Below are 21,149 nucleotides of genomic sequence, written 5' to 3'. Positions count from 1 at the left end.
AAATTATGTTAGAAACGTACATTACTAATTTGAAGAAATCATATTTAAAACCTTATGTAATATTTTTAATGATACTTTTAGGCATTTTTTTTACTTTAGCAATGATTTTTACTCAAGCGTGGTCTGAGGTGCCTATTACTATATATGTGACACTTGGCATTTGGCTTATCTCGTGCTTAGTTATTATGAAACAAGATAGTTTCAACAATATCAAAATGAACGAATTCTCAGCGTTTAGGTACTTATTAGTTAATTTATTTGTGGGTTATATGCAATTAGTTGCTACTTCTGTGGGATATATACTAGGCAATGCATATACACATTGGGACTTACTTGATTATTGGCTTTGGGTCCAATTTGCTATATTTATTTCCTTTCTTGGTCTAGTCCTTTTTTGTATCAATGAGTTTCATATAATTGTCAAAGATGCGAAAGCAAGTCTAAATATTTTAGCAGTTTTATTAAAATTATTTAGTATTGGATTAATAATATATATCAGTTTAACCGCACCTAGCATCGGAGATGAAAGAGTTTATTTTTGGTTAGTTATTGTAAATTTGATACCTATAGATGCAATTTTAATAAGATCATTCTTAAATTACGCACTTTTCACTGACGAATTAAGAAATGGGCCACCTAAAATGGATTTTAATGACAATGATGAGGAATTTGAGGAAAAGGGTGAATGTTAGTGGATGTAGGCATGTTAATGATGCCCTATTGTGCCAAGATCACTTTTGATATTGATGAAAATGAAGATTGGTTAGAGGGTTTAGACACGGTTAATACGTTTTTTGTAGATGAGGATATTTATCCAACGGGACCTATTATTTTTAAGAGAGAAACAGTGGGATTAGGAGAGGTTGAATATAAAGCGTTTATCGCATTAAATCAACCGATTCAAGATGTTCCTGACTTGAATATTGAATACGTGGATAAGTTAGAAGTAGCTCCGACATTAATTGAAAAATGTTTTGACGAAGAAGAATTAGAGTTGGTTTATAAAAAAATTGAATTCATTGCTCAGGAAAATGGTTTTCACCTTAAAGATCAACCATATTACCACGTGATGATTGATTATCCTGGAGGCAAAGCTTTTGAAATACATGCTGAAATAGAGTCGATAGAAGGTACAGACGATGAATAAGACCAGTTACAGTTCTATCATGTTAAAAAATGTAGCGTATAAGTCTTATGTGAATGTTGAGATTGATGATATGGAAAAAGTGTTTCAAGATTTTGTGAAAAGTTGTATGGATAGAGATGCTGAACCAGTGGGCGATTTAACCTATGCAATCACACATATAAATCAACAAAAACAAATGAATGTTTTTGTTTGTATACCAGTTTCAAAAGGGTTCTTACCTGATGACGAACTCGGTTTTCGTAGTTATTTTACACTAAATAAAATGCTGCACGGAAGAATAGTGACAGATAACTTTATAGAAGATGAGATAGCTTTGTTAGAAGAAATGAATCAATTTGCTGAAGAAAATAATTTAACTTTTGTTTCGCCTTATTATCACACATTGAAAACCAATTATAAAGGCACGCATGCGTGGATAGATGTAAAGGCAAAAGTATGTGAAAAAGAATCATAATTTTGATGCGCTTTCTATGGATATCATCAAAAATTTTTATAATAGTACATAATTTTAGAAGGAGACATTACAGATGAAAGAACAAGGTAAAGCTTTAAAAGTATGGGCATGGGTATTTATCGTCCTTTCAATCGTTACACCATTATTTGCGATAGGAAGTATTATTTGTAGTAATAAATACAAAAAATACGATCCTGAAAAAGGTGCTAAATTATTAAACATTGCGATTATCGTAGGTATCGTTTCGTTAGTACTTAATGGTTTTGCATATACTGGAATTATATAGGATTTTAACGCATAACTCATGTTATGCGTAATTTTAAAAATTAAACTATGGCGTGCAAAACATAATAAGGAGAATCATTATGATATTTATTGTTTTATTCGGCTTGTTTGTGATTTTTTATGCCGCAATCATGTCGAGTCTTTTTAAAATTGAAGGTGGTTTATTCATCAGTTTACTCATTGATTTAGGGATAATTATCGGACTCGTTGTAATTTATGTTATTGGGGGACATCTTGAGCTCCATGATTTAAGGAATTATTTGGTGTTTACTTATTTCGGGTCTTATATTTATATGTATTTCACGATTAAAACATTTTGGACTAAGCCACGACTTTTAAAATATATGGTTGAAAAAGAACAAAATCAAGATGAAGAACAATTAGAAGTTCAAGAATCTGACTTGCGTTCTTCAAGAGTTCGTTCGGTTTATTATTTAATCATTTCTATAGTGTTAATGTGGTTTACACATATACATATGCATCCGCTTCTACAAGAAGATATCATTTCAGTCGATCCAGTCATCATTTTTATAGGATTTATAATTACAATCATTTGGTTGATTTTAGACATTTATCGAAAAATTAAATATGGTGTATTTTTGTTTAAAACCATTGTGCCGTTAGTCGTTACACTTTATATATTCGTCAATTCAATTGTTCTGTATTTACCTTATGTGTAAGAAAGAAGTGTAAATTAAAATGGATGAAAAAAATGCGATTAATAGTTTGGGAGGAAATACGAGCCTCGTTATAAGTATATTAGGATTTGTCATTATTGGTTTTACAAGTATTACTTTATTTAATGGTCTCAAATTTGAAAATGTACCTAATTATTTAAAGTATTCGAGTTATATTTCAATCATATTTTTTACAGTAGGATTGATACAAAGCGTGAGGTTTAATATTAAAAGAAGTCAATTATTCATGAAATATTACGCTCAGTTTTTAACAACGATTAACATTCTTGTTTTGATAAATATTGTTATTGCTTTTGACAATATTTATTATTTTGCTGTGATTCAAAATGGCATAGATTTATATCCATTTTGGCGTTTCAATATTGTCACGACGATGATAAGCTTTGCACTCTATGTATTATCAGGGATATTGTATCTTTCAGAGTGTAAAATATTGTTAAATTTCATTACGCCTAAAACTAGGACATATATAGGGTTGATTTGCATGATTTTATCTTACTTCATCTATGTTGTCAGAATATACTTGTTTATTAAAATACCTAATATTGCAGATAATGCCTTTTTAATTCTTATTTCTATTTTTATAATAATTGGTTTTCAAATAGCTATTTTAGCCCTCATTTGGGAGTATAGGAGATTTATAATCGCAGAAGGTTTGTAAATATTAGTTATGATAGGATGTTGCAAATTCTTTAGTTGTTAAATCCAACATGATTGTTCTCAAGAAAAATCAAGAAATCAACTATTAAAGTTATTTAAAGGAGCATACCGGATGTTTTTTATATTATTAATACTCGTCTTTGCGATGTATTATGTAGTTTATTTCACAGCTGTAATGTATCAAGAAGGATTTAAATTACTTCAACTTATCGTATATAGTGTTGCGCTAGGGATTTTAGGTATTGTATTTCTCTTTATAGGGGATGATTATCAAAACATATCTAATTATGCGTTAGTACTGAGTATTGGTTTTTTACTCTATACGTGGTTAGCCATTAAGTCATTTTGGACCCGTCCGTATAAACTTAAGTTAGAAGACATCACTTTAAAAAGTGGCAAAGTTAAACGTGCTGAAGAATATGATAAATTAGAAAGCATGAAAATAAACTTAGAAGCTGCAAAATATAGAGGGATTATTTCTACTGTAATAGCTATCATCTGTGGCATGGCTATTTATTTTAAAATAAATCATGCGATAGCTCAAGAACTTATCGATGCGAGTATTACATATATTTTAGGTTTATTTATAGCCATCATAATATGGGGAATTGCCGATGTTTATTTATGGATGAAACGCGGTGTTTTTGCCTTTATTACGATTCGCCCTTTACTTACATTTATCTTTTTAATTATCTTCTTAAGAGCCCTGGGAACAATTTAAATTATTGACATGTCTTTAAAGTAAAAAATAATAAAAGTCTAAAGGTGAGACAGAAATCTTTGAGAAAGTAACGATAGACGAAATACGTAAACCTGCAGGACAAGCATTAAATTTATTTGCATTATTTATGATTCTTTTTACAAGTATAACTTTATTTAATGGTCTGGATTATGAAAATATTCCCTTGTATTTAAAAATATCCACTCTAATACAGCTAATTATTATCATTATAAGCATCCTACAGTGGATTCCATTTGTAAGAATAAATCATACATCGAGTAAGCTAAAAAAGAAACGGTACGCTAAATTCTTATCAATCATCAATGTGCTTTCTTGTGTGAATGCCATCTTAGCTTTTAATAATTTGTTTTACTATATGGGAATTCAGCATAATGTTGACTTGTTTGAATATTGGTTACACAACACTGTAACAATGATAATAAGTTTTCTATTGCTTTCTATCGGTGCATTAATGATGCTAAATGAAGGTAAAATTATCGCTCGATTCGCTAATGGAAAAACGAGGTCGAAAATTGGCTTGGTAACAGTATTACTTTCGAAGTTTATTTACATTACTAAGTTTATAGAATATTTATCAATTCCTAATATAGCAGACTCAAAGTTCTTAGTTTCAGGATCCATATTAATAATTATACCGTTACACTTTGTTACCTTTATGTTTATTAAAAGATATGTTGATTATAAAATTGTCGAAAAAATTATGATATTGGAATAGCTATAAAAGGTGGTTAAAACCGCACTTTGATATATGAAATAAAGCTTATGAGTAAGGAGAGCGACATGTTAGAAACGTACATTACAAAGTTGAAGAAATCACATATGACACCATTTATTATATTTTTAATGATTATTATTATTATTTTCAATGCATTAGGATTAATACTTTCAAATGGGTGGGCAGACGTACCAACAATGATATACGTATTATTTGGTATATGGTTTATTTCATGTTTAATTATCATGAAACAAGATAGTTATAACAATATTAAAGTGGATAAATTTTCGGCATTAAGATATTTATTGGTTAATTTATTTGCAGGATATATACAACTCGTCGCTTTTACTGCAGGCTATATATTAGGAAATGCCTATACGCATTGGAATGTGCTCAATTATTGGTTATGGGTCCAATTTGCTATATTTATTTCCTTTCTTGGTCTTCTACTTTTTTGTATCAATGAGTTTCATATTGTAGTTAAAAATGCCAAAACAAGTTTGAGAATTTTAGCCATTTTGTTGAAATTGGTAAGCATCATATTAATTATTTATATCAATTTTATTGCTCCTGAAATAGGTGAAGAAACACTTTATATTTGGTCGGTTATTATTGTTCTTATAGTAATAGATGCATTTTTAATAAGATCATTCTTTTTTTATGCCCTTGTGGTAGGAACACTTAATGGTGATTTTGAACAGCCGGGAAATGCATCTATAAGTGAGGAATAAAGGGGGATGTCATGTTAAAAACGTATATTACAAATTTGAAAAAATCTCATATGAAGCCGTTCATCATTTTTATCATTATTTTTGTATTATTTTTTGATATGGTTATTTTGAATCTGTCGAATGCATGGTTTGACATACCTATATATTTATATGTGACATATGCTATATGGATGATTTTTAATGTCATATTGATGTTTCAAGATAGCTATAAAAATATACAGATTAATAAAATTAGTGCTCTTCGCTATCTAATCATAAATAATATAGCTGGTTATTTACAACCTATCGCAATGGCTTCTATATACTTAATCTGTATCATAAAGACACCGTGGCATGGTCTAATGTATTTGTACTCTATTATAGGAGCGGTTATTTTATCTTTTTTAGCCATACTCTTTTTTTCTTTGAATGAATTTCATATTGTAGTTAAAAAGGCTAGGAGTTCAATAAATATATTTGCCATTATATTGAAGTTAATAAGTTTAGCGTGGATAGGTTATTTATTTTGGACAGTACCAACCATGGCTGAGGAAAATAATTTCGTTGGAATGAGTATCATAGTCATATTGTGTATCGATTTATTCATCTTAAGATCATTCTTTAATTATGGTCTTGTGGTAAGAACACTTAATGGTGATTTTTAACAGCCGAGAAATGCATCTATAAGTGAGAAATAAAGGGGGATGTCATGTTAAAAACGTATATTACAAATTTGAAAAAATCTCATATGAAGCCGTTTATAGTTTTATTAATGATTATAATTGCTTTTTTTAGTATATCAACTTTATATGTTACTAAAACGTGGGCAGATTTACCCATCTATATTTATACAATCTTAGTAATATGGTTTCTCTCTTGTATAGTCATTTTTAAACAAGATAGTTTTAAAAACGTGAAAATAGGTAGAAGTGCTGCATTGAGATATCTCTTAGTGAATGTTTTTGTTGGTTATATGCAAATTATAACTTTTTCCAGTTTATATGTAATTGAAATGACTAGAACACATTGGAATGTTACTGACGATTGGCTAGGGGTAGTGTTAGCAATATTATTATCATTAATTGGATTAGTGCTTTTTTGTTTGAATGAATTTCATATTATTGTAAATGAAGCAAGAAGATGGTTGAATGTTTTAGCAATATTCTTAAAGATAGTTAGTCTGGGAATGATTTTATATTTTAATTTTAAAGTGCCAGTAACCTCTGACGAGAATATGTATATATGGTTGCTCATAGTTTTAATCATATGTATTGATGCGCTATTAATTAGATCCTTCTTAAATTACGCACTCTTCATGGATGAATTACGTAATGGGCCATACAAAATGGAATCCCACCAATCAAATGTTCAATAATGTTTCGCGGGAAGCTTAAGTGACACGTCGGTGTTGTGACTTAAGCTTCTTTTTTATATGTCACATGCAAATCAATGATTTGTGTCACGTCAATTAACTAAATGATTCTAAATTAAGAATATGATACGTATATAAAGCTTTAATCTTAACAATTTGGTGTCATTAATTCTTAAATTTTTTATGATTTATCTTTTTTTCGTTGCGTTTTCAAAAATAATGTGACATACTCATATTTATTAGTATGACATATTAAACTATTTGAGGTGAAACAGTATGACGAAATACATTTATGCTTTTGATGAAGGTCAAAAAGACATGAAGGATTTGCTGGGTGGTAAAGGTGCGAATTTATCTGAAATGAAACGTCTTGGCTTACCAGTACCTGATGGTTTTACGATTACAACAGAAGCGTGTATTGAATACTTAAAACAAGGTGAGACACTTCCTGAGGCTGTCATCACACAATTAAAAGAACAATTAGGAGCTTTTTCAACGCGTACGGGTAAAGCGTTCTCAGATGATCAAAATTTACTTCTTGTATCTGTACGTAGTGGTGCAAAGATTTCCATGCCAGGTATGATGGACACGATTTTAAACTTGGGGCTTAATGATGACAACGTTGAAAAATTAGCACAAAAAACAAATGATGCGCGTTTTTCTTATGACTGTTACCGTCGTTTACTTCAAATGTTTGGTGAAGTCGTTTACAACATTCCGATGCATGCGTTCCATACATATTTTGAAGGCTATAAAAAAGAACATGGCTATGAAACGGATGCGGATATTCCAGCTGAAGGACTTAAAAATATTTGTGAAAAATATAAAGAAGTTTATGTAGAGGAAGTGTTTAAACCGTTCCCACAAGAGCCACTGACACAATTAACTGAAGCGGTTGAAGCGGTATTTAAGTCTTGGGATAACGACCGTGCCCGTGTATACCGTGATTTAAATGATATTCCACATGATATTGGTACGGCTGTCAACGTCCAAGAGATGGTGTTCGGAAATAGTGGTGACCAAAGTGGTACAGGTGTAGCATTTACACGTAATCCTGTATCTGGCGAAGCGAAACTTTTCGGAGAATATTTATTAAATGCGCAAGGTGAAGATGTCGTAGCGGGGATTCGAACGCCGAAAGACATTCAAACGTTAAAAGATCAAATGCCACATGTGCATCAAGAATTTGTAGAGGTTTCTGAACAATTAGAAGCGCATTATAAAGATATGCAAGATATTGAGTTTACGATTGAAAATGAGAAGCTCTATATTTTACAAACGCGTAACGGTAAACGTACGGCGAAAGCAGCGATGAAAATTGCGGTAGACCTTGTAGAAGAAGGAGTTATTTCTAAAGAAGAAGCGATGACAAAAGTAGATGTGAAATCAATCGATACACTACTCCATCCAACATTTGAAGAGAAAGCACTCGCAAATGCTGAAGTGGTATCGCAATCTGGTTTACCTGCAAGTCCTGGTGCTGCGGTAGGTCACATCGTCTTTACGGCTGAAGAAGCGAAAGCGCGCGCTGAACAAGGTGAGAAAGTCATATTAATGCGTCCTGAAACGTCTCCAGAAGATATAGAAGGTATGATCGCAAGTGAAGCGATTGTAACGACGCATGGTGGGATGACATCGCATGCGGCAGTAGTTGCTCGTGGGATGGGTAAATGTTGTGTGACTGGATGTTCAAATCTAGAAATCAACACGGTTGAAAAAGTAATCACGTATCCAGGTGGTACGCTGCATGAAGGAGATATGGTATCTGTTGATGGCGCAAATGGTGACATTTACGCTGGTAAAGTTGAAACAACAAACGCAGAGCATAGTGAAGAGTTTGAACAATTTATGCAATGGGCGGAAGATATTGCACGTCTGAATGTCCGCATGAATGCAGAGACGAAACCTGATATTGAAGCGGGTTACCAATTTAACGCGAAAGGTATTGGCCTTGTGCGTACGGAGCATATGTTCTTTGGTGCAGAGCGTCTTGTTGAAATGCGTCGTTTCATCTTATCTTCGGATGAAGAGACACGCATCCAAGCTTTAAATCAAATTCGGGAATACCAAACTGAAGATTTTGAACAAATTTTCCGTTTATCAGGTGAACGCCCATCAATCGTTCGTTTGTTAGACCCACCATTACACGAGTTTTTACCTAAAGCAGGTGAAGAAGTCACAAATGTTGCACAACAGTTAGGTATTTCGGAAGACAAATTAAATAAGCGTATCGCAGAACTTCACGAAACGAATCCGATGTTAGGTCACCGTGGTTGTCGTCTTGCGATTACGTACCCAGAATTGTACGTAATGCAAGCGGAAGCGATTATGACAAGTGTGGCACGTTTAAAAGCTGAAGGTATCGCATGTCAGCCGGAAATTATGATTCCACTCGTATCGACGGTTGAAGAATTTACAACCTTAAAGTCACAAATTGTTGAATGTATTAAAGGAATTGAAGAAAAAACAGGTCAATCGTTAAATTACCTTATTGGAACAATGATTGAAACACCACGCGCATGTATGGTAGCCGGCGCACTCGCAAAAGAATGTGATTTCTTTAGTTTTGGTACGAATGACTTAACGCAATTAACATATGGATTCTCACGTGACGATGCGGGTAAATTCATTAATGACTATATCCAAGGTGGCATTTTAGAGGTTGACCCTTTCCAAACGCTCGATGTGAATGGTGTCGGTGCGATGATACAAACAGCGGTAGACCAAGCAAAACAAGCGAAGCCAACGATTAAAATTGGCGTATGTGGTGAGCTTGGTGGTGACCCTAAATCCATCCATCACTTCAACGGAATGCAAATTGATTATGTTTCATGTTCACCATTCCGTGTCCCTGGTGCGATTTTAGCGACAGCTCAAAGTGTTGTGGAAAGCGGGCGATAATGTGACGCAAAAACAACTTACCATTTTTGTGGTGTCGGACTCCATTGGAGAAACGGCACAACGCATGATACATGCGGTCATTAGTCAGTTTCCAGATTTAACCCAAATCGAAGTGAAGAAGTTTTCATTTATTAAAAATGAAGAAGAATTACTAAACGTCCTAAAATTAGCAGAAACTAAAGGTGCTATCGTGGTCACAACGCTTGTGACGGAAGAATATAACGCGGCGGGTCAAGCGTATGCGAAAGCGCATGGTATTCCATATGTCGATTATATGTCGCCCCTCATGGCATTAATCGAAGACAAAACCCAATTAGAACCTGCGAAAGAGACAGGACGTATTCGTAAGCTCGATGATGATTATTTCAAACGTATCGATGCAATCGAATATTCCGTGAAGTACGATGACGGCAAACATTTTACGGACATCGGAGAAGCGGATGCGCTGATAGTTGGGGTGTCCCGTACATCCAAAACTCCACTCAGCATGTACTTAGCCAATAAAGGATATAAAATTGCGAATATCCCACTCGTTCCAGAAGTGGGTATTCCAGAAGATGTGTTTAAACATCGTAACTTAAAAGTATTTGGCTTAACTGCCAGTCCTCAATACATCATGAATATCCGCACAGAACGCGTGAAAGTATTGGGTATGAAGGGAAAAGCCAACTACAATGATCTCGAACGTATTAAAAAAGAACTCGCTTATGCCGAGGAAGTTTTTAAGCGATTGAATGCGACAGTCATAAATACTGAATATCGCTCAATCGAAGAGTCTGCGTTTTATATTGAAAAATTTCTACAATAACCTATTCCGTTAACGGTCTAAGTGCCTCCACGCTTAGACCGTTCATTTTTGGATTTAAAATGAAATGATATTTTAACAAAGTGTGACAGCAATCATCACTAGACTAAAAAATGTGACACAAGAGATTGATAAATACGTTATATTATGGTATATTTTCAACAATTCGTTTTTAAACTTTACCGCTTTAAAGTGAAAGGGAGGTCATTCTGTGTCTCAACAGTCACAGTGGAAAACATCTACGGGATTTATCCTCGCAAGCGCTGGATCAGCGATTGGGCTTGGCGCAATGTGGAAATTTCCATACATGGCAGGTATGTATGGGGGCGGGGCTTTTTTATTGATGTTTTTAATTTTTACAATACTTGTTGGTTTGCCATTACTGGTTATGGAATTTACAGTCGGAAAGCTTGGGCGTACGTATACGACTGAAATTTATGGCAAATTAACTGGAAAAAAATGGCTCAATGTCATTGGATGGAACGGGAATTTAGCTGTTTTTGTATTATTTGGATTTTACAGTGTTATCGGTGGATGGATTATAATTTATATTGGTATTGTTTTACTTCAATTATTACACATCTTACCGTCATCTTTACGTGATATTCATTTTGAAACGATTATTAGTAATCCCGTTTATACGTTATTCGGTCAATTTATATTTATCGGTTTAACATGTATCATTGTGATGTTAGGGGTCGAAAAGGGACTCGAAAAAGCATCAAAAATCATGATGCCACTATTATTTATCTTTTTAATTATTATTGTGATAAAAGCCTTGTCATTAGAAGGGGCTATGAATGGTGTGCGTTATTTATTACAACCGCGTGTTGAAGATATAACGATGGAATCGATGTTGTTCGCATTGGGTCAATCCTTTTTTGCACTCTCACTAGGGACAACTGGGATGATTACGTATGCGAGTTATGCGCCTAAAGCGATGACGATTAAAACATCTGCGCTGACAATTGTCGTGATGAACATTGTCATATCAATACTCGCAGGATTAGCTATTTTCCCTGCATTACAAGCTTTTGGATATAAACCAGAAGAAGGACCTGGTTTATTATTCAAAGTATTACCACTCGTATTTGAAAGTATGCAGTTAGGTGGATTATTTTATATTGCCTTCTTAATTTTATTTTTATTTGCGGCATTAACGTCATCAATTTCTCTTTTAGAGTTAAATGTGTCGAATTTTACGCGTAATGATAACCGTAAACGCCGTAAAGTTGCTTTAATCTTTAGTATTGCCGTGTTTATCATCAGTATTCCAGCGATGTTGTCTTTCGGCACACTTAGTCATGTGACGTTTGGGGCAGGGACCATTTTCGATAATATGGACTTTTTAGTTTCCAACCTTTTAATGCCAATCGGCGCTTTAGCAACGACACTTGTTGTCGGTTATGTCATTGATTTTAATGCATTAAAAGAAGGTTTTGGACCTGACCGTTTTAAACTCATTTACCCTTGGTACTTTTTAGTGAAATATGTATTACCTTTTGTGATCTTAGCTGTTTTCATTATGCAGCTATTATAGAGGCATGAATGACCTCAAACAGTCTAACGCGCATTAATTTAATATCCCAAAAGCCATCAACGTTCATTTATAAAAATGAATATTGATGGCTTTTTATGTACCGAGATTTACTGATATATTTTATGCGCATCCCAAGGTAGATAGCCTGTTTGAGCGAAAGTGTTTAAGTCTTGCATCATGTCTTGGCTTACATTGTAATCATGCGCACGTAACCTCAAGCCGTGTGCAGCTAAAATTTCAAGTTGCCCGAACCAAAACGGAACGTCGAGGATATGATAGCTTGACGCATAGTCTCGGTGATCGGGACGAGACCACGCAAATGTTGCACACCAAGTGTCAGTATAAGTCGATAGCGCTTTAGAAAGTGTCGCTATTGGACGATGAAAATAATGTGTGGTAATCCAATCGCGCTGTTGTGATGCAGTTTGAATCTGTGAACGATGCGGGACGTCTAAACCATTTCGTTCGGCTACTTTTTGAAATTGTTGCGGGTCTAACGTATGTTTTTCGGACTTAATGTAAATATCTCCTTCTGCTTCCGTTTGAACAATGAGGACGGGCAGTCTTAAATGTGCAAAACGGTTAGTAAACTGCGATGTTTTGATGGGCGCATATAAAAATTCAAGTCCTTTAGACTTTCCATACATCACTTGCTGATGCGCCATTAACGTTAAGATGTGATTGGGTGATAGTGCAGTCCATGGTATAGAAGGGAAGTGAGTCTGTTTTAACGTCTCAAATTCTTGGGCTTTTAAAGTCGACGTGTCATAGGTCATCCATTGTAATGCGCCGCTTAATAAAACAGCTCGATGTATAAGGTTATGCGTTTTAGGATGACAGAGTAACGCTTGTATACTCATTGCGCCGGCAGACTGCCCCATCGCGGTCACACAATGTGGATTGCCGCCAAAAAAGCTGATATGGTCGTGTACCCATTGAAAAGCGCACTGTTGATCTGACAGCCCCAAATTGTAGTCCCAAGCTGGGTTGATTTCTGACCAATTTAAAAACCCAAGTGCACCAAGACGGTAATTGAATGTCACGACAATGACGCGATGCTGTGCGACGAAGTGTTCTGGGTTATACATATCGAGTGCGCTATGCCCATTTACAAAACTCCCACCATAAACGTATACGATGACTGGCAAGCGGTCACTGTCTGTTGTGCCATGTGGTCGCCAAATATTGAGTGTTAAACAATCTTCGCTTTGAGTGTAGTGTGTGGGCGTTACATTGAAAAATGATTCTAAACTGTTTGGAGGTTGAATAGGCACAGCGCCAAATTGCGTTGCTTTAAATTCATCTAATCGCTTGGAATAGGGGCGTGCAGCTTGAAAGCGTAAATCTCCTACAGGTGGGATGGCATAAGGAATGCCTTTAAATACATCATAACGAGGATGGGATTCACCTAAGATATCGCCTAACCCTGTTTCAACACGTATCATGTCATGCACCTCTAGTCTAAATATTGTGTCGCTAATTTTGGATGTTGATAAATGGCCATGCCAGTTGTCAGCTTCCTAAAACCACACTGCGCATAAAACGCTTCATTGCCAAGTGTGCTAATTAAATGTATACATGAAACTTCACCAATGTCTCTAACTAAGTGGGTCACAATGTGTTGACCAACGCCTTGACGTTGATATGTTGGACGCACGACAACGTCATAAATGGCTGCGTTAAACACGCCATCGGATAATGCGCGACCACACCCAATCAAGTCCTCACCGTGATATGCCAATAGAATATGGGTGCTTTGTTTATAAATGGTAGTAATGTTCTCAGTCGTGTGCCCATGCCAACCCACAGAGGCGTAAAGATTAACGAGTGCGTGTATCTCTTGTTCATTTAGTGTCTCTTTCGAAATGATTTGCAATGCCAACCACCTCTTTTTTTATTTAGTATAGCGTATTTTGATCTCATCTTTTAAATGGTTCCCTTACAACGCCTTAAAAACGTATCAGAAGATTGAATCTTTAGCTTTTATATACTATAATTCATATTTGTAAACTAAGGATTAGGGATGGAGCGATATGACAACTAAAGTATTAGACTTAATAGGACATACACCGCTAGTGCGTTTGTCACATTATAGTACGAATGATGTACACATATATGCGAAATTGGAAATGTTTAATCCAGGTGGGAGTATTAAAGATCGATTAGGAAAGCACTTCATTGAACAGGCGTTAAACAAAGGTGATTTAAAAAAGGGAGGCACAGTGGTCGAAGCAACAGCTGGGAATACGGGTATAGGACTATTAATGGCTGCGAAACCATACGGCATTCAATGTGTGATTTTCGCACCTGAAGGATTTGCTGAAGAGAAAATGACTGTGATGCGCGCATTAGGTGCAACGATTTATCGCACACCAAATAAAGATGGAATGACTGGTGCAAGACAAGCAGCACAAGCTTATGCCATAGAACATGATGCGTTTTATACGAATCAATTTGAAACGATAGAAAACCCTAAAGCATACCAACACACATTAGCATCAGAAATTTTAAATGATTTACCAAATATCGATTATTTCGTCGCAGGTGCAGGGTCAGGTGGAACTTTTTCGGGAGTGGCAGAGCGCTTTGTTTCTCAAGGAATTCGATGTGTAGTACTAGAACCACAAGGCTCTATTTTGAGTGGTCAAGAAAAAGGCAAACATGATACAGAAGGCATTGGTGTTGAAGTGTGGCCCACATTTTTGGAACAAACATGGATTGATAAAGTCGAAGTCGTATCAGACGCATCAGCATTTCAACATGTGAAAGACTTGGCACGTTATGAAGGGCTACTTGTCGGTAGTTCATCAGGTGCGGCATTAGAAGGGGCGCTTCAAACCGCACAACGCATTCAGAAGGGAAATATCGTTGTTGTCTTCCCTGATGGTAGTGATCGTTATATGTCGAAAAATATATTTACATATGGAGGAATGGAAAATGAATAAAAAAACGTTATTAATTCACGGTGGTCAGACGACAGATCCTTATACAGGTGCGGTGACTACACCGATTTATCAAACAAGTACGTACGAACAAGATGCCATCGGTGCGTTACGACAAGGCTATGAATATTCACGCTCTGCGAATCCAACACGAACGTCACTGGAGTCAGTGATTGCAGCACTTGAATATGGAACGCATGGGTTTGCGTTTGGTTCAGGGATGGCAGCAATTAGTGCGGTAGTCATGCTATTAGACCAAGGTGACCATATTATTGTGGGGTCTGACGTATATGGGGGTACGTATCGCGTCATGACGAAAGTGTTTAACCGTTACGGCATTACGTTTGATTTTGTGAATACGACAAATATTGATGACGTGGAAGCTAAAATTAAAGATAATACAAAAATGTTGTTTATTGAAACACCATCGAATCCGTTATTACGCGTGACGGATATTGAAGCTGTCAGTCAACTTGGGAAACAATATAACTTAATTACTGTGGTTGATAATACCTTTATGACGCCGTACTATCAAACGCCACTAACACTTGGTGCAGATATCGTGGTACACTCGGCTACCAAATATTTAGGTGGTCACAGTGATGTTGTTGCGGGGCTTGTCGTAGTGAATGATGCGACACTTGCGGAACGAATTGGTTTCATTCAAAATTCAACAGGAGGCGTACTCGGCCCACAGGACAGTTATTTACTCGTTCGTGGGATGAAAACATTAGGATTACGTTTAGAACAAATTGAACGTAACGCTCTAGCTATTGTGGAAATGTTAAAACAACACGACAATGTAGCGAAGATTTATCATCCAAGTATAGAAGGTCACTTGAACAGAGACATTCATCAAAAACAAGCAGACGGCATGCCAGGTATCGTGTCGTTTGAAGTGAAGGATGTGGAAACTGCTAAAAAACTAGTAACGCAAACACAATACTTTACATTAGCTGAAAGTCTAGGGGCTGTTGAAAGTTTAATTTCAGTGCCAAGCCTAATGACGCATGCATCGATTCCAGCAGAAGTGCGTGCGAAAGAAGGCATTGCCGATGGCCTGGTTCGATTATCACTTGGAATTGAAGATACTGCTGACTTAGTAGCAGATTTAAAGCAAGCGCTAGATGCCTAAGTAGGATGCATATTATAAAAAAACACCGCCTTCAATATTCTGTTATAAAGGAATGTTGAAGGTGTTTTTGTATATGTAAGATAGTGATGTTGGTCAACGCAAGGGTATGAATGATTACAAAATAGTTACTGGAGATGACTTAATAAGAGGTGTGATATCTTAAATATTCTGTAATATTTCAATTGTTACAAGATATGCTTAATTTATGTCTAAAGAAAATGCCATTAAACCCTTTAAAAATATAAATCGAAGTGGCAACACTCATTTCAAACGTAAATTAGGTGGGAATATTTGTAATAAGAATGTTATATAACGGATATATGTTTTTCGCAAAGGTCTGTGTATAATAAATTTGTATATCAGTAAAAGTAAACTTATTTCACTATTTAGGAGGGGAAGCGCGTGCGTAAAAAAATAATCGCAGCGGTGATTGGGACATCGGCTGTATCTGCTATCGCTGCACACGATGCTGATGCTGCAACGTATCGTGTACAAGCTGGCGATTCGTTATGGTCTATTGCCAATCAATTTAACATTACTATCGCTCAACTTAAGTCTTACAACGGTTTAACTTCAAATTTAATTTTCCCAGATCAAGTTTTAAAAGTTTCAGGTGGCAGAACGTCATCTAACACATCTCGAGTAACGAATACTGGCGGTTCAAGTTCAGCTTCTACGTACACGGTACGTAGCGGGGATACACTTTCTTCAATTGCAGCACGTTACGGTACATCTTATACGAACATTATGCGTTTAAATGGTTTAACAAGTACTTTGATTTACCCGGGTCAAACGCTAAAAGTAAGTGGTAGAGCCTCTGTGCCAACGCCAACGCGTACACCACGTACGCCATCGCGTCCAGCATCAACATCAACGGGTACGGCACAAACGTATACAGTTCAAGCGGGTGATTCATTGTCTTTAATCGCAGCGCGCTATGGTACAACGTATCAAAATATTATGGCATTGAATGGTTTAACGTCATTCTTAATTTTCCCAGGACAAACATTAAAAGTAAGCGGTTCAGCATCAACGCCTTCTACACCAAGCCAACCATCGACACCTGGCTATTATTCTCCAGTATTTAATCATTCAAATTTATACGACTGGGGTCAATGTACTTGGCACGTTTTTAATAAACGTTTAGCAGCTGGTAAAGGCATCAGTACGTACTGGTGGAATGCGAACGCTTGGGATGACAATGCCGCACGTGATGGCTATACAATCAACAATCGTCCAGCAGTGGGTTCAATTTTACAAACAGATATTGGCTACTATGGTCACGTTGCATACGTTGAGCGTGTGAACGCAGACGGCAGTATTTTAGTTTCAGAAATGAACTATAGTGCGAGCCCAGGTATTCTCACATATCGTACGATTCCTGCTTATAGCGTAGCGCAATTTAAATATATTCATTAATTGATTACTATCACGGTGAGTCTCAACGACGTGGATGTTTCTACGTTAGAAGGACTCATCGTTTTTTTGCGTTTCGCTTTTAAACTGCACGCGGGACCATATACGCCTACATGTTTGGTTGGTGTGTATCTCTACGAAATTAATATTTAAAACAGTAATATACTAAAACAGCCTTCAAAATTCTTAATGTGAATTTTGAAGGCTTTAAGCGCATGTTGTATTTAAGATGCTTTAATTGTTTTATAACGTTCTAATGATGATTTTAATTGGCGACCTAATGAGAGTAGTGACCAAGCCTTGGCAATACTACTTTTTGCCCCGAATGTAAGATAAAAATCAAGCAACATATCGCCAACCCCAATACCTAACGATAAATAGCTTAATTGTTTATTTTTGTTTTTAAAGTTCGATTCATTGTATGAGTCAATGGCAACAGTTGCACTTGAAAGTACGAATGAAACGGCACTTAATGTTGAATTATCTTTTTTAGACATAATCATTCTCCTTACGCTAACATAGTCTTTGTAATAGTATAACATTTCAAAATGGAATGTCATCTGTAACGGAAATCCGTCTCTAGTAGTATACCCACATACATCCAATTTATGATGGTAAAATGAATGATATTTTCATATCATTTTGTTAGAATAAATCACATAATAATAAGGGAATGTTTTTATAACAACTTAATATTATAAAGAGAACAAGGAGTATCAAAAAATGAAAAACATCTCAAAAACTTTATTAGCAACTGGGTTATCTGTGACAATGTTAGTAGGGGCGGGGGCTGTGAGTCAAGGTTCGGATACCGCACATGCTGCGACGTCACAACCTCAAACACCTTATTATACGTATAATGGACAATTTAATATACCGAATAATAACGCTTTAGAAGATAAAAACTTTTATGCTGGTTTAAAGGCCGATCAATTTATATTTAATGGATTAAAAGTGGGTCAATCAACGAAAGCTGATGTTTTTAAAGCGTTAGGTTCTGATTTCAAAAAATATTATGGAAAAAAAGACTTAACGTTCTTTGAAAAAAACGGTGTCATTGTTGGTTTTGATCACAACAATAAATTAGTAAATCTTACATTACGTATTAATCATATTAAAAATAGTACGACATCGATTGAACAACATGTGAAAAAAGGTGAAGTGTACAATACTAAAACAACTGAAGTGGCATTTTATCCTGGTAATTCAATCGTTATTAAAGCGAAATAACGCTTATTTAGTAAATATAAATAAATACGTCTTAGAGTTAAAAAATAGCCTTCAAAATTTATCGAGTGATAAATTTTGAAGGCTATTCGTTTGGTTTGAGCGGTACTTATTCAATATAACGTGCGAGATGTTTTGCGGTGACTGAGTTTTGAATATGAAAGAGGTCTTGTGGAGGACCACTATATAAAATATGTCCGCCTTTCGTTCCAGCCCCCGGCCCCACATCAATGAGCCAATCCGCTTGAGTCATCATTGTTAAATTGTGTTCAATCAGAATGACTGTATTGCCGTCTTTGATCAATTGTTCAAATCGAGACTGTAAAATTGGGATATCGTCTTCATGTAAACCAGTTGTAGGTTCGTCAAAAATAAACACGTGATTGGACATTTTTTCTGTTAAATAACGGCTTAATTTAACCCGCTGCATTTCACCGCCCGAAAGTGTATCTAATGATTGACCTAGCGTCATGTAATAAAGGCCTGTAGATTGTAGGGATTTAAGGCGAGACGCGATTGTTGGTTCTTTTTCAAACAGGGTGATAGCTTCCTCGACCGTTAGAGCTAAAACATCCGCAATTGACTTACCTTCCACTTTGGCATCTAAGACCTCTTGCTTATAGCGTGTCCCACCGCACACTTCACATACTTGTGAAAAATCTGGCATAAATGCGAGTTCGGTTTTGAGCACGCCTTTACCATTACAGTTGGGACATGCACCTTCTGAATTATAACTCAACATGCCTTTTTTAAGACCCGTTGCTTTACTAAAAAAGTCGCGTACTTCATCAAAGACATCCATATAGGTGAGTAGGTTCGACCGGTTAGACGCATGTACAGGCTTTTGATCAATAAATATGGCATTCGGCTCTCTTTCAAACCCAGCTTTGATTAAAGAGCTTTTACCAGAACCTGCGACACCAGTGAGCACCGTGAGCGCCTGTTTCGGTATTTTAACTGAGACGTCATTTAAATTATTACGTGAGATGTGATTTAACGTATACCAATTCTTGTAATGGGTCGGTGTATGCGTTTTTAATTGATGATGGCGTGTTAATGCACGTCCTGTGTCAGTATCTGATTTTAATAAGTCACGATATGTGCCTTCAAAGGTAACATTGCCACCATTTTTGCCAGCGCCCGGTCCGATGTCTATGACATGATCAGCGATTTTAATAACATCGGGGTCATGCTCAACAATGATGACACTGTTGCCTTTGTCACGTATGTTTAACATAATTTGATTGATCTTTTCAATGTCTTCGGGGTGCAATCCAACACTTGGCTCATCAATGATATAGACTAAATCGGTAAGTGGGCTATTTAAATGACGAATCAGTTTGATGCGCTGGGATTCACCCCCTGAAAGGGTTGTCGTTTCACGCCCAAGTGTTAAATAATTCAATCCAATATCATTGAGCGCTTCAAGTTGTGTCAATAAAGGTTGGATGATAAATGCAGCTTTATCGCTTTGAATCGTTTTTAAAAATGGAATGGTTTCTTCTATAGTTAATGCAGTAAATTCTGCGATGTTCATACCATTGATTTTACAACGAAGTACCTTCTGATTTAGCCGTTGTCCGTTACAAGTAGGACATTGATGTGTGGTGACAACACGTTGTATGTCTTTTAAAAACCGTTTCTTCTCAAAATTGTCATTGATTAAAAATGAGCGTCGGAACCGATGGATTAAACCTTCGAACTTGGCTGTTTTTGGCCAGTTGGAAGGGGGATTTTTAAGTGTAGTCGGTTCTGTATATAAGAAAGTGTGCATTTCTTCTTCTGTATAATCTTTTAATTTTTTGTCGTTATCAAAAAGACCTGAATAGCGATAACGTTTTCCTCGCCAGCTGTCCGGTTTAAATGATGGGAAGTTAATCGCGCCTTCATTGAGCGATTTTTCATAATCTAATAACTCGTTTAAATCAATGTCTTCAACATAGCCTAATCCTTGGCAAGTTTCACACATTCCATTTGGGTTATTAAAGGAAAAGACATCCGAATAACCTACAAATGGTTCGCCAATCCGTGACCATAATAAGCGAACGGAGGCATAAATGTCAGAAATCGTTCCCACGGTTGATCGTGAATTACCGCCAAGTCGCTTTTGATTAATAATCATGGCTACGGGCAAGTTTTCTATTTGGTCTACATCTGGTTTATCATAGTGTGTTAATTGATGTTGGATGTAGCTTGAGTACGTTTCGTTTAATAAGCGCTCAGATTCAGCCGCAATGGTACTAAAAATGAGAGAGGATTTACCTGACCCTGAGCGACCGGTAACGACTGTGAGTTGATGTTTTGGAATCGCTACGTGAATATTTTTTAAATTGTTTTGACGTGCGCCGCGTATGTGTATATGCGTCATGACATTCACCTCCATGTTCTTTTACCCTAATG

At 36.0% G+C, this 21,149-nt stretch carries 22 protein-coding genes; 18 read left to right on the top strand and 4 right to left on the bottom strand.

The window, feature by feature from the left end:
- Positions 1-5: 5 nt before the first annotated feature.
- The 14 genes from G8Y85_RS03855 to G8Y85_RS03790 all read left to right on the top strand — a co-directional run bounded on the left by G8Y85_RS03855 (position 6) and on the right by G8Y85_RS03790 (position 12,029).
- Entirely contained in the window at positions 6-692 is a 687-nt protein-coding gene (locus tag G8Y85_RS03855; RefSeq protein WP_165805454.1) for a DUF5079 family protein, read from the top strand.
- Positions 686-1,147, top strand: a complete 462-nt coding sequence (locus G8Y85_RS03850; RefSeq protein WP_209104139.1) for a DUF5085 family protein — start codon at positions 686-688, stop codon at positions 1,145-1,147. Before G8Y85_RS03855 ends, G8Y85_RS03850 begins: the two co-directional genes overlap by 7 nt.
- The gene (locus G8Y85_RS03845) at positions 1,140-1,601 is read left to right on the top strand and encodes a DUF5085 family protein (RefSeq protein WP_039647194.1); all 462 of its coding nucleotides are present in this window, start codon (positions 1,140-1,142) and stop codon (positions 1,599-1,601) included. Before G8Y85_RS03850 ends, G8Y85_RS03845 begins: the two co-directional genes overlap by 8 nt.
- Positions 1,602-1,674: 73 nt before the next feature.
- Positions 1,675-1,887 carry a hypothetical protein gene (locus G8Y85_RS03840; RefSeq protein WP_165805453.1) on the top strand — a complete coding sequence of 71 codons (213 nt, stop codon included), beginning with the start codon at positions 1,675-1,677 and terminating at the stop codon, positions 1,885-1,887.
- Between the two features lie 79 nt (positions 1,888-1,966).
- Entirely contained in the window at positions 1,967-2,566 is a 600-nt protein-coding gene (locus G8Y85_RS03835) for a DUF5080 family protein (protein ID WP_165805452.1), read from the top strand.
- A gap of 19 nt (positions 2,567-2,585) precedes the next feature.
- The gene (locus tag G8Y85_RS03830; protein ID WP_165805451.1) at positions 2,586-3,245 is read left to right on the top strand and encodes a DUF5079 family protein; all 660 of its coding nucleotides are present in this window, start codon (positions 2,586-2,588) and stop codon (positions 3,243-3,245) included.
- A gap of 111 nt (positions 3,246-3,356) precedes the next feature.
- On the top strand, positions 3,357-3,965 hold the full coding sequence (locus G8Y85_RS03825; RefSeq protein ID WP_107401649.1) for a DUF5080 family protein: 609 nt from the start codon (positions 3,357-3,359) through the stop codon (positions 3,963-3,965).
- Between the two features lie 55 nt (positions 3,966-4,020).
- A complete protein-coding gene (locus G8Y85_RS03820) occupies positions 4,021-4,701 on the top strand; it encodes a DUF5079 family protein (RefSeq protein WP_165805459.1) in 681 nt (226 codons plus the stop codon).
- Between the two features lie 65 nt (positions 4,702-4,766).
- Positions 4,767-5,432, top strand: a complete 666-nt coding sequence (locus tag G8Y85_RS03815) for a DUF5079 family protein (RefSeq protein WP_165805450.1) — start codon at positions 4,767-4,769, stop codon at positions 5,430-5,432.
- A gap of 11 nt (positions 5,433-5,443) precedes the next feature.
- On the top strand, positions 5,444-6,076 hold the full coding sequence (locus G8Y85_RS03810; RefSeq protein WP_165805449.1) for a DUF5079 family protein: 633 nt from the start codon (positions 5,444-5,446) through the stop codon (positions 6,074-6,076).
- Positions 6,077-6,120: 44 nt separating this feature from the next.
- Positions 6,121-6,786 (top strand): DUF5079 family protein, encoded by a 666-nt coding sequence (locus G8Y85_RS03805; RefSeq protein ID WP_165805448.1) that lies wholly within the window; start codon positions 6,121-6,123, stop codon positions 6,784-6,786.
- A 273-nt stretch (positions 6,787-7,059) separates the two neighbouring features.
- On the top strand, positions 7,060-9,684 hold the full coding sequence (gene ppdK, locus G8Y85_RS03800) for a pyruvate, phosphate dikinase (protein WP_107368808.1): 2,625 nt from the start codon (positions 7,060-7,062) through the stop codon (positions 9,682-9,684).
- A 1-nt stretch (position 9,685) separates the two neighbouring features.
- Entirely contained in the window at positions 9,686-10,492 is an 807-nt protein-coding gene (locus tag G8Y85_RS03795; protein ID WP_086375134.1) for a pyruvate, water dikinase regulatory protein, read from the top strand.
- Positions 10,493-10,700: 208 nt separating this feature from the next.
- On the top strand, positions 10,701-12,029 hold the full coding sequence (locus G8Y85_RS03790) for a sodium-dependent transporter (protein ID WP_165805447.1): 1,329 nt from the start codon (positions 10,701-10,703) through the stop codon (positions 12,027-12,029).
- Between the two features lie 107 nt (positions 12,030-12,136).
- On the opposite strand, the gene G8Y85_RS03785 is transcribed toward G8Y85_RS03790, so the two are convergent.
- Both G8Y85_RS03785 and G8Y85_RS03780 read right to left on the bottom strand, forming a co-directional pair.
- Entirely contained in the window at positions 12,137-13,474 is a 1,338-nt protein-coding gene (locus G8Y85_RS03785) for a carboxylesterase family protein (RefSeq protein ID WP_165805446.1), read from the bottom strand.
- 11 nt (positions 13,475-13,485) lie between these two features.
- Positions 13,486-13,905 carry a GNAT family N-acetyltransferase gene (locus G8Y85_RS03780; protein ID WP_107401639.1) on the bottom strand — a complete coding sequence of 140 codons (420 nt, stop codon included), beginning with the start codon at positions 13,903-13,905 and terminating at the stop codon, positions 13,486-13,488.
- A 157-nt stretch (positions 13,906-14,062) separates the two neighbouring features.
- On the opposite strand from G8Y85_RS03780, the gene G8Y85_RS03775 reads away from it, so the two are divergent.
- The 3 genes from G8Y85_RS03775 to G8Y85_RS03765 all read left to right on the top strand — a co-directional run bounded on the left by G8Y85_RS03775 (position 14,063) and on the right by G8Y85_RS03765 (position 17,525).
- A complete protein-coding gene (locus G8Y85_RS03775) occupies positions 14,063-14,974 on the top strand; it encodes a PLP-dependent cysteine synthase family protein (protein WP_165805445.1) in 912 nt (303 codons plus the stop codon).
- Positions 14,967-16,106 (top strand): bifunctional cystathionine gamma-lyase/homocysteine desulfhydrase, encoded by a 1,140-nt coding sequence (locus G8Y85_RS03770; protein ID WP_165805444.1) that lies wholly within the window; start codon positions 14,967-14,969, stop codon positions 16,104-16,106. The genes G8Y85_RS03775 and G8Y85_RS03770 overlap by 8 nt, the downstream gene beginning before the upstream one ends.
- A 402-nt stretch (positions 16,107-16,508) precedes the next feature.
- Positions 16,509-17,525 (top strand): LysM peptidoglycan-binding domain-containing protein, encoded by a 1,017-nt coding sequence (locus G8Y85_RS03765; protein ID WP_165805443.1) that lies wholly within the window; start codon positions 16,509-16,511, stop codon positions 17,523-17,525.
- 221 nt (positions 17,526-17,746) lie between these two features.
- Here G8Y85_RS03765 and G8Y85_RS03760 read toward each other — a convergent pair whose 3' ends face one another.
- Complete coding sequence (locus tag G8Y85_RS03760) at positions 17,747-18,019, bottom strand: hypothetical protein (protein ID WP_037564939.1); 273 nt, start codon at positions 18,017-18,019, stop codon at positions 17,747-17,749.
- A 226-nt stretch (positions 18,020-18,245) separates the two neighbouring features.
- On the opposite strand from G8Y85_RS03760, the gene isaB reads away from it, so the two are divergent.
- The gene (gene isaB, locus G8Y85_RS03755) at positions 18,246-18,752 is read left to right on the top strand and encodes an immunodominant staphylococcal antigen IsaB family protein (RefSeq protein WP_165805442.1); all 507 of its coding nucleotides are present in this window, start codon (positions 18,246-18,248) and stop codon (positions 18,750-18,752) included.
- Between the two features lie 106 nt (positions 18,753-18,858).
- Here isaB and G8Y85_RS03750 read toward each other — a convergent pair whose 3' ends face one another.
- The gene (locus G8Y85_RS03750) at positions 18,859-21,117 is read right to left on the bottom strand and encodes an ATP-binding cassette domain-containing protein (RefSeq protein ID WP_165805441.1); all 2,259 of its coding nucleotides are present in this window, start codon (positions 21,115-21,117) and stop codon (positions 18,859-18,861) included.
- Between the last annotated feature and the right edge of the window lie 32 nt (positions 21,118-21,149).

The sequence above is a fragment of the Staphylococcus sp. 11007852 genome (assembly GCF_011394325.1).
GTDB classification, from domain to species: domain Bacteria; phylum Bacillota; class Bacilli; order Staphylococcales; family Staphylococcaceae; genus Staphylococcus; species Staphylococcus agnetis.
The sequence above is the reverse complement of the archived record's forward strand: the minus strand, read 5'-3'. Positions and strand labels throughout refer to the sequence as shown.

Coding starts and splice junctions, on each gene's coding strand:
- G8Y85_RS03840 (WP_165805453.1), top strand. CDS start 1,675: ATGAAAGAACAAGGTAAAGCTTTAAAAGTATGGGCATGGGTATTTATC.
- G8Y85_RS03850 (WP_209104139.1), top strand. CDS start 686: ATGTTAGTGGATGTAGGCATGTTAATGATGCCCTATTGTGCCAAGATC.
- G8Y85_RS03760 (WP_037564939.1), bottom strand. CDS start 18,019: ATGTCTAAAAAAGATAATTCAACATTAAGTGCCGTTTCATTCGTACTT.
- G8Y85_RS03825 (WP_107401649.1), top strand. CDS start 3,357: ATGTTTTTTATATTATTAATACTCGTCTTTGCGATGTATTATGTAGTT.
- G8Y85_RS03785 (WP_165805446.1), bottom strand. CDS start 13,474: ATGATACGTGTTGAAACAGGGTTAGGCGATATCTTAGGTGAATCCCAT.
- G8Y85_RS03815 (WP_165805450.1), top strand. CDS start 4,767: ATGTTAGAAACGTACATTACAAAGTTGAAGAAATCACATATGACACCA.
- G8Y85_RS03845 (WP_039647194.1), top strand. CDS start 1,140: ATGAATAAGACCAGTTACAGTTCTATCATGTTAAAAAATGTAGCGTAT.
- G8Y85_RS03750 (WP_165805441.1), bottom strand. CDS start 21,117: ATGACGCATATACACATACGCGGCGCACGTCAAAACAATTTAAAAAAT.
- G8Y85_RS03835 (WP_165805452.1), top strand. CDS start 1,967: ATGATATTTATTGTTTTATTCGGCTTGTTTGTGATTTTTTATGCCGCA.
- G8Y85_RS03830 (WP_165805451.1), top strand. CDS start 2,586: ATGGATGAAAAAAATGCGATTAATAGTTTGGGAGGAAATACGAGCCTC.
- G8Y85_RS03805 (WP_165805448.1), top strand. CDS start 6,121: ATGTTAAAAACGTATATTACAAATTTGAAAAAATCTCATATGAAGCCG.
- G8Y85_RS03770 (WP_165805444.1), top strand. CDS start 14,967: ATGAATAAAAAAACGTTATTAATTCACGGTGGTCAGACGACAGATCCT.
- G8Y85_RS03775 (WP_165805445.1), top strand. CDS start 14,063: ATGACAACTAAAGTATTAGACTTAATAGGACATACACCGCTAGTGCGT.
- G8Y85_RS03810 (WP_165805449.1), top strand. CDS start 5,444: ATGTTAAAAACGTATATTACAAATTTGAAAAAATCTCATATGAAGCCG.
- ppdK (WP_107368808.1), top strand. CDS start 7,060: ATGACGAAATACATTTATGCTTTTGATGAAGGTCAAAAAGACATGAAG.
- G8Y85_RS03855 (WP_165805454.1), top strand. CDS start 6: ATGTTAGAAACGTACATTACTAATTTGAAGAAATCATATTTAAAACCT.
- isaB (WP_165805442.1), top strand. CDS start 18,246: ATGAAAAACATCTCAAAAACTTTATTAGCAACTGGGTTATCTGTGACA.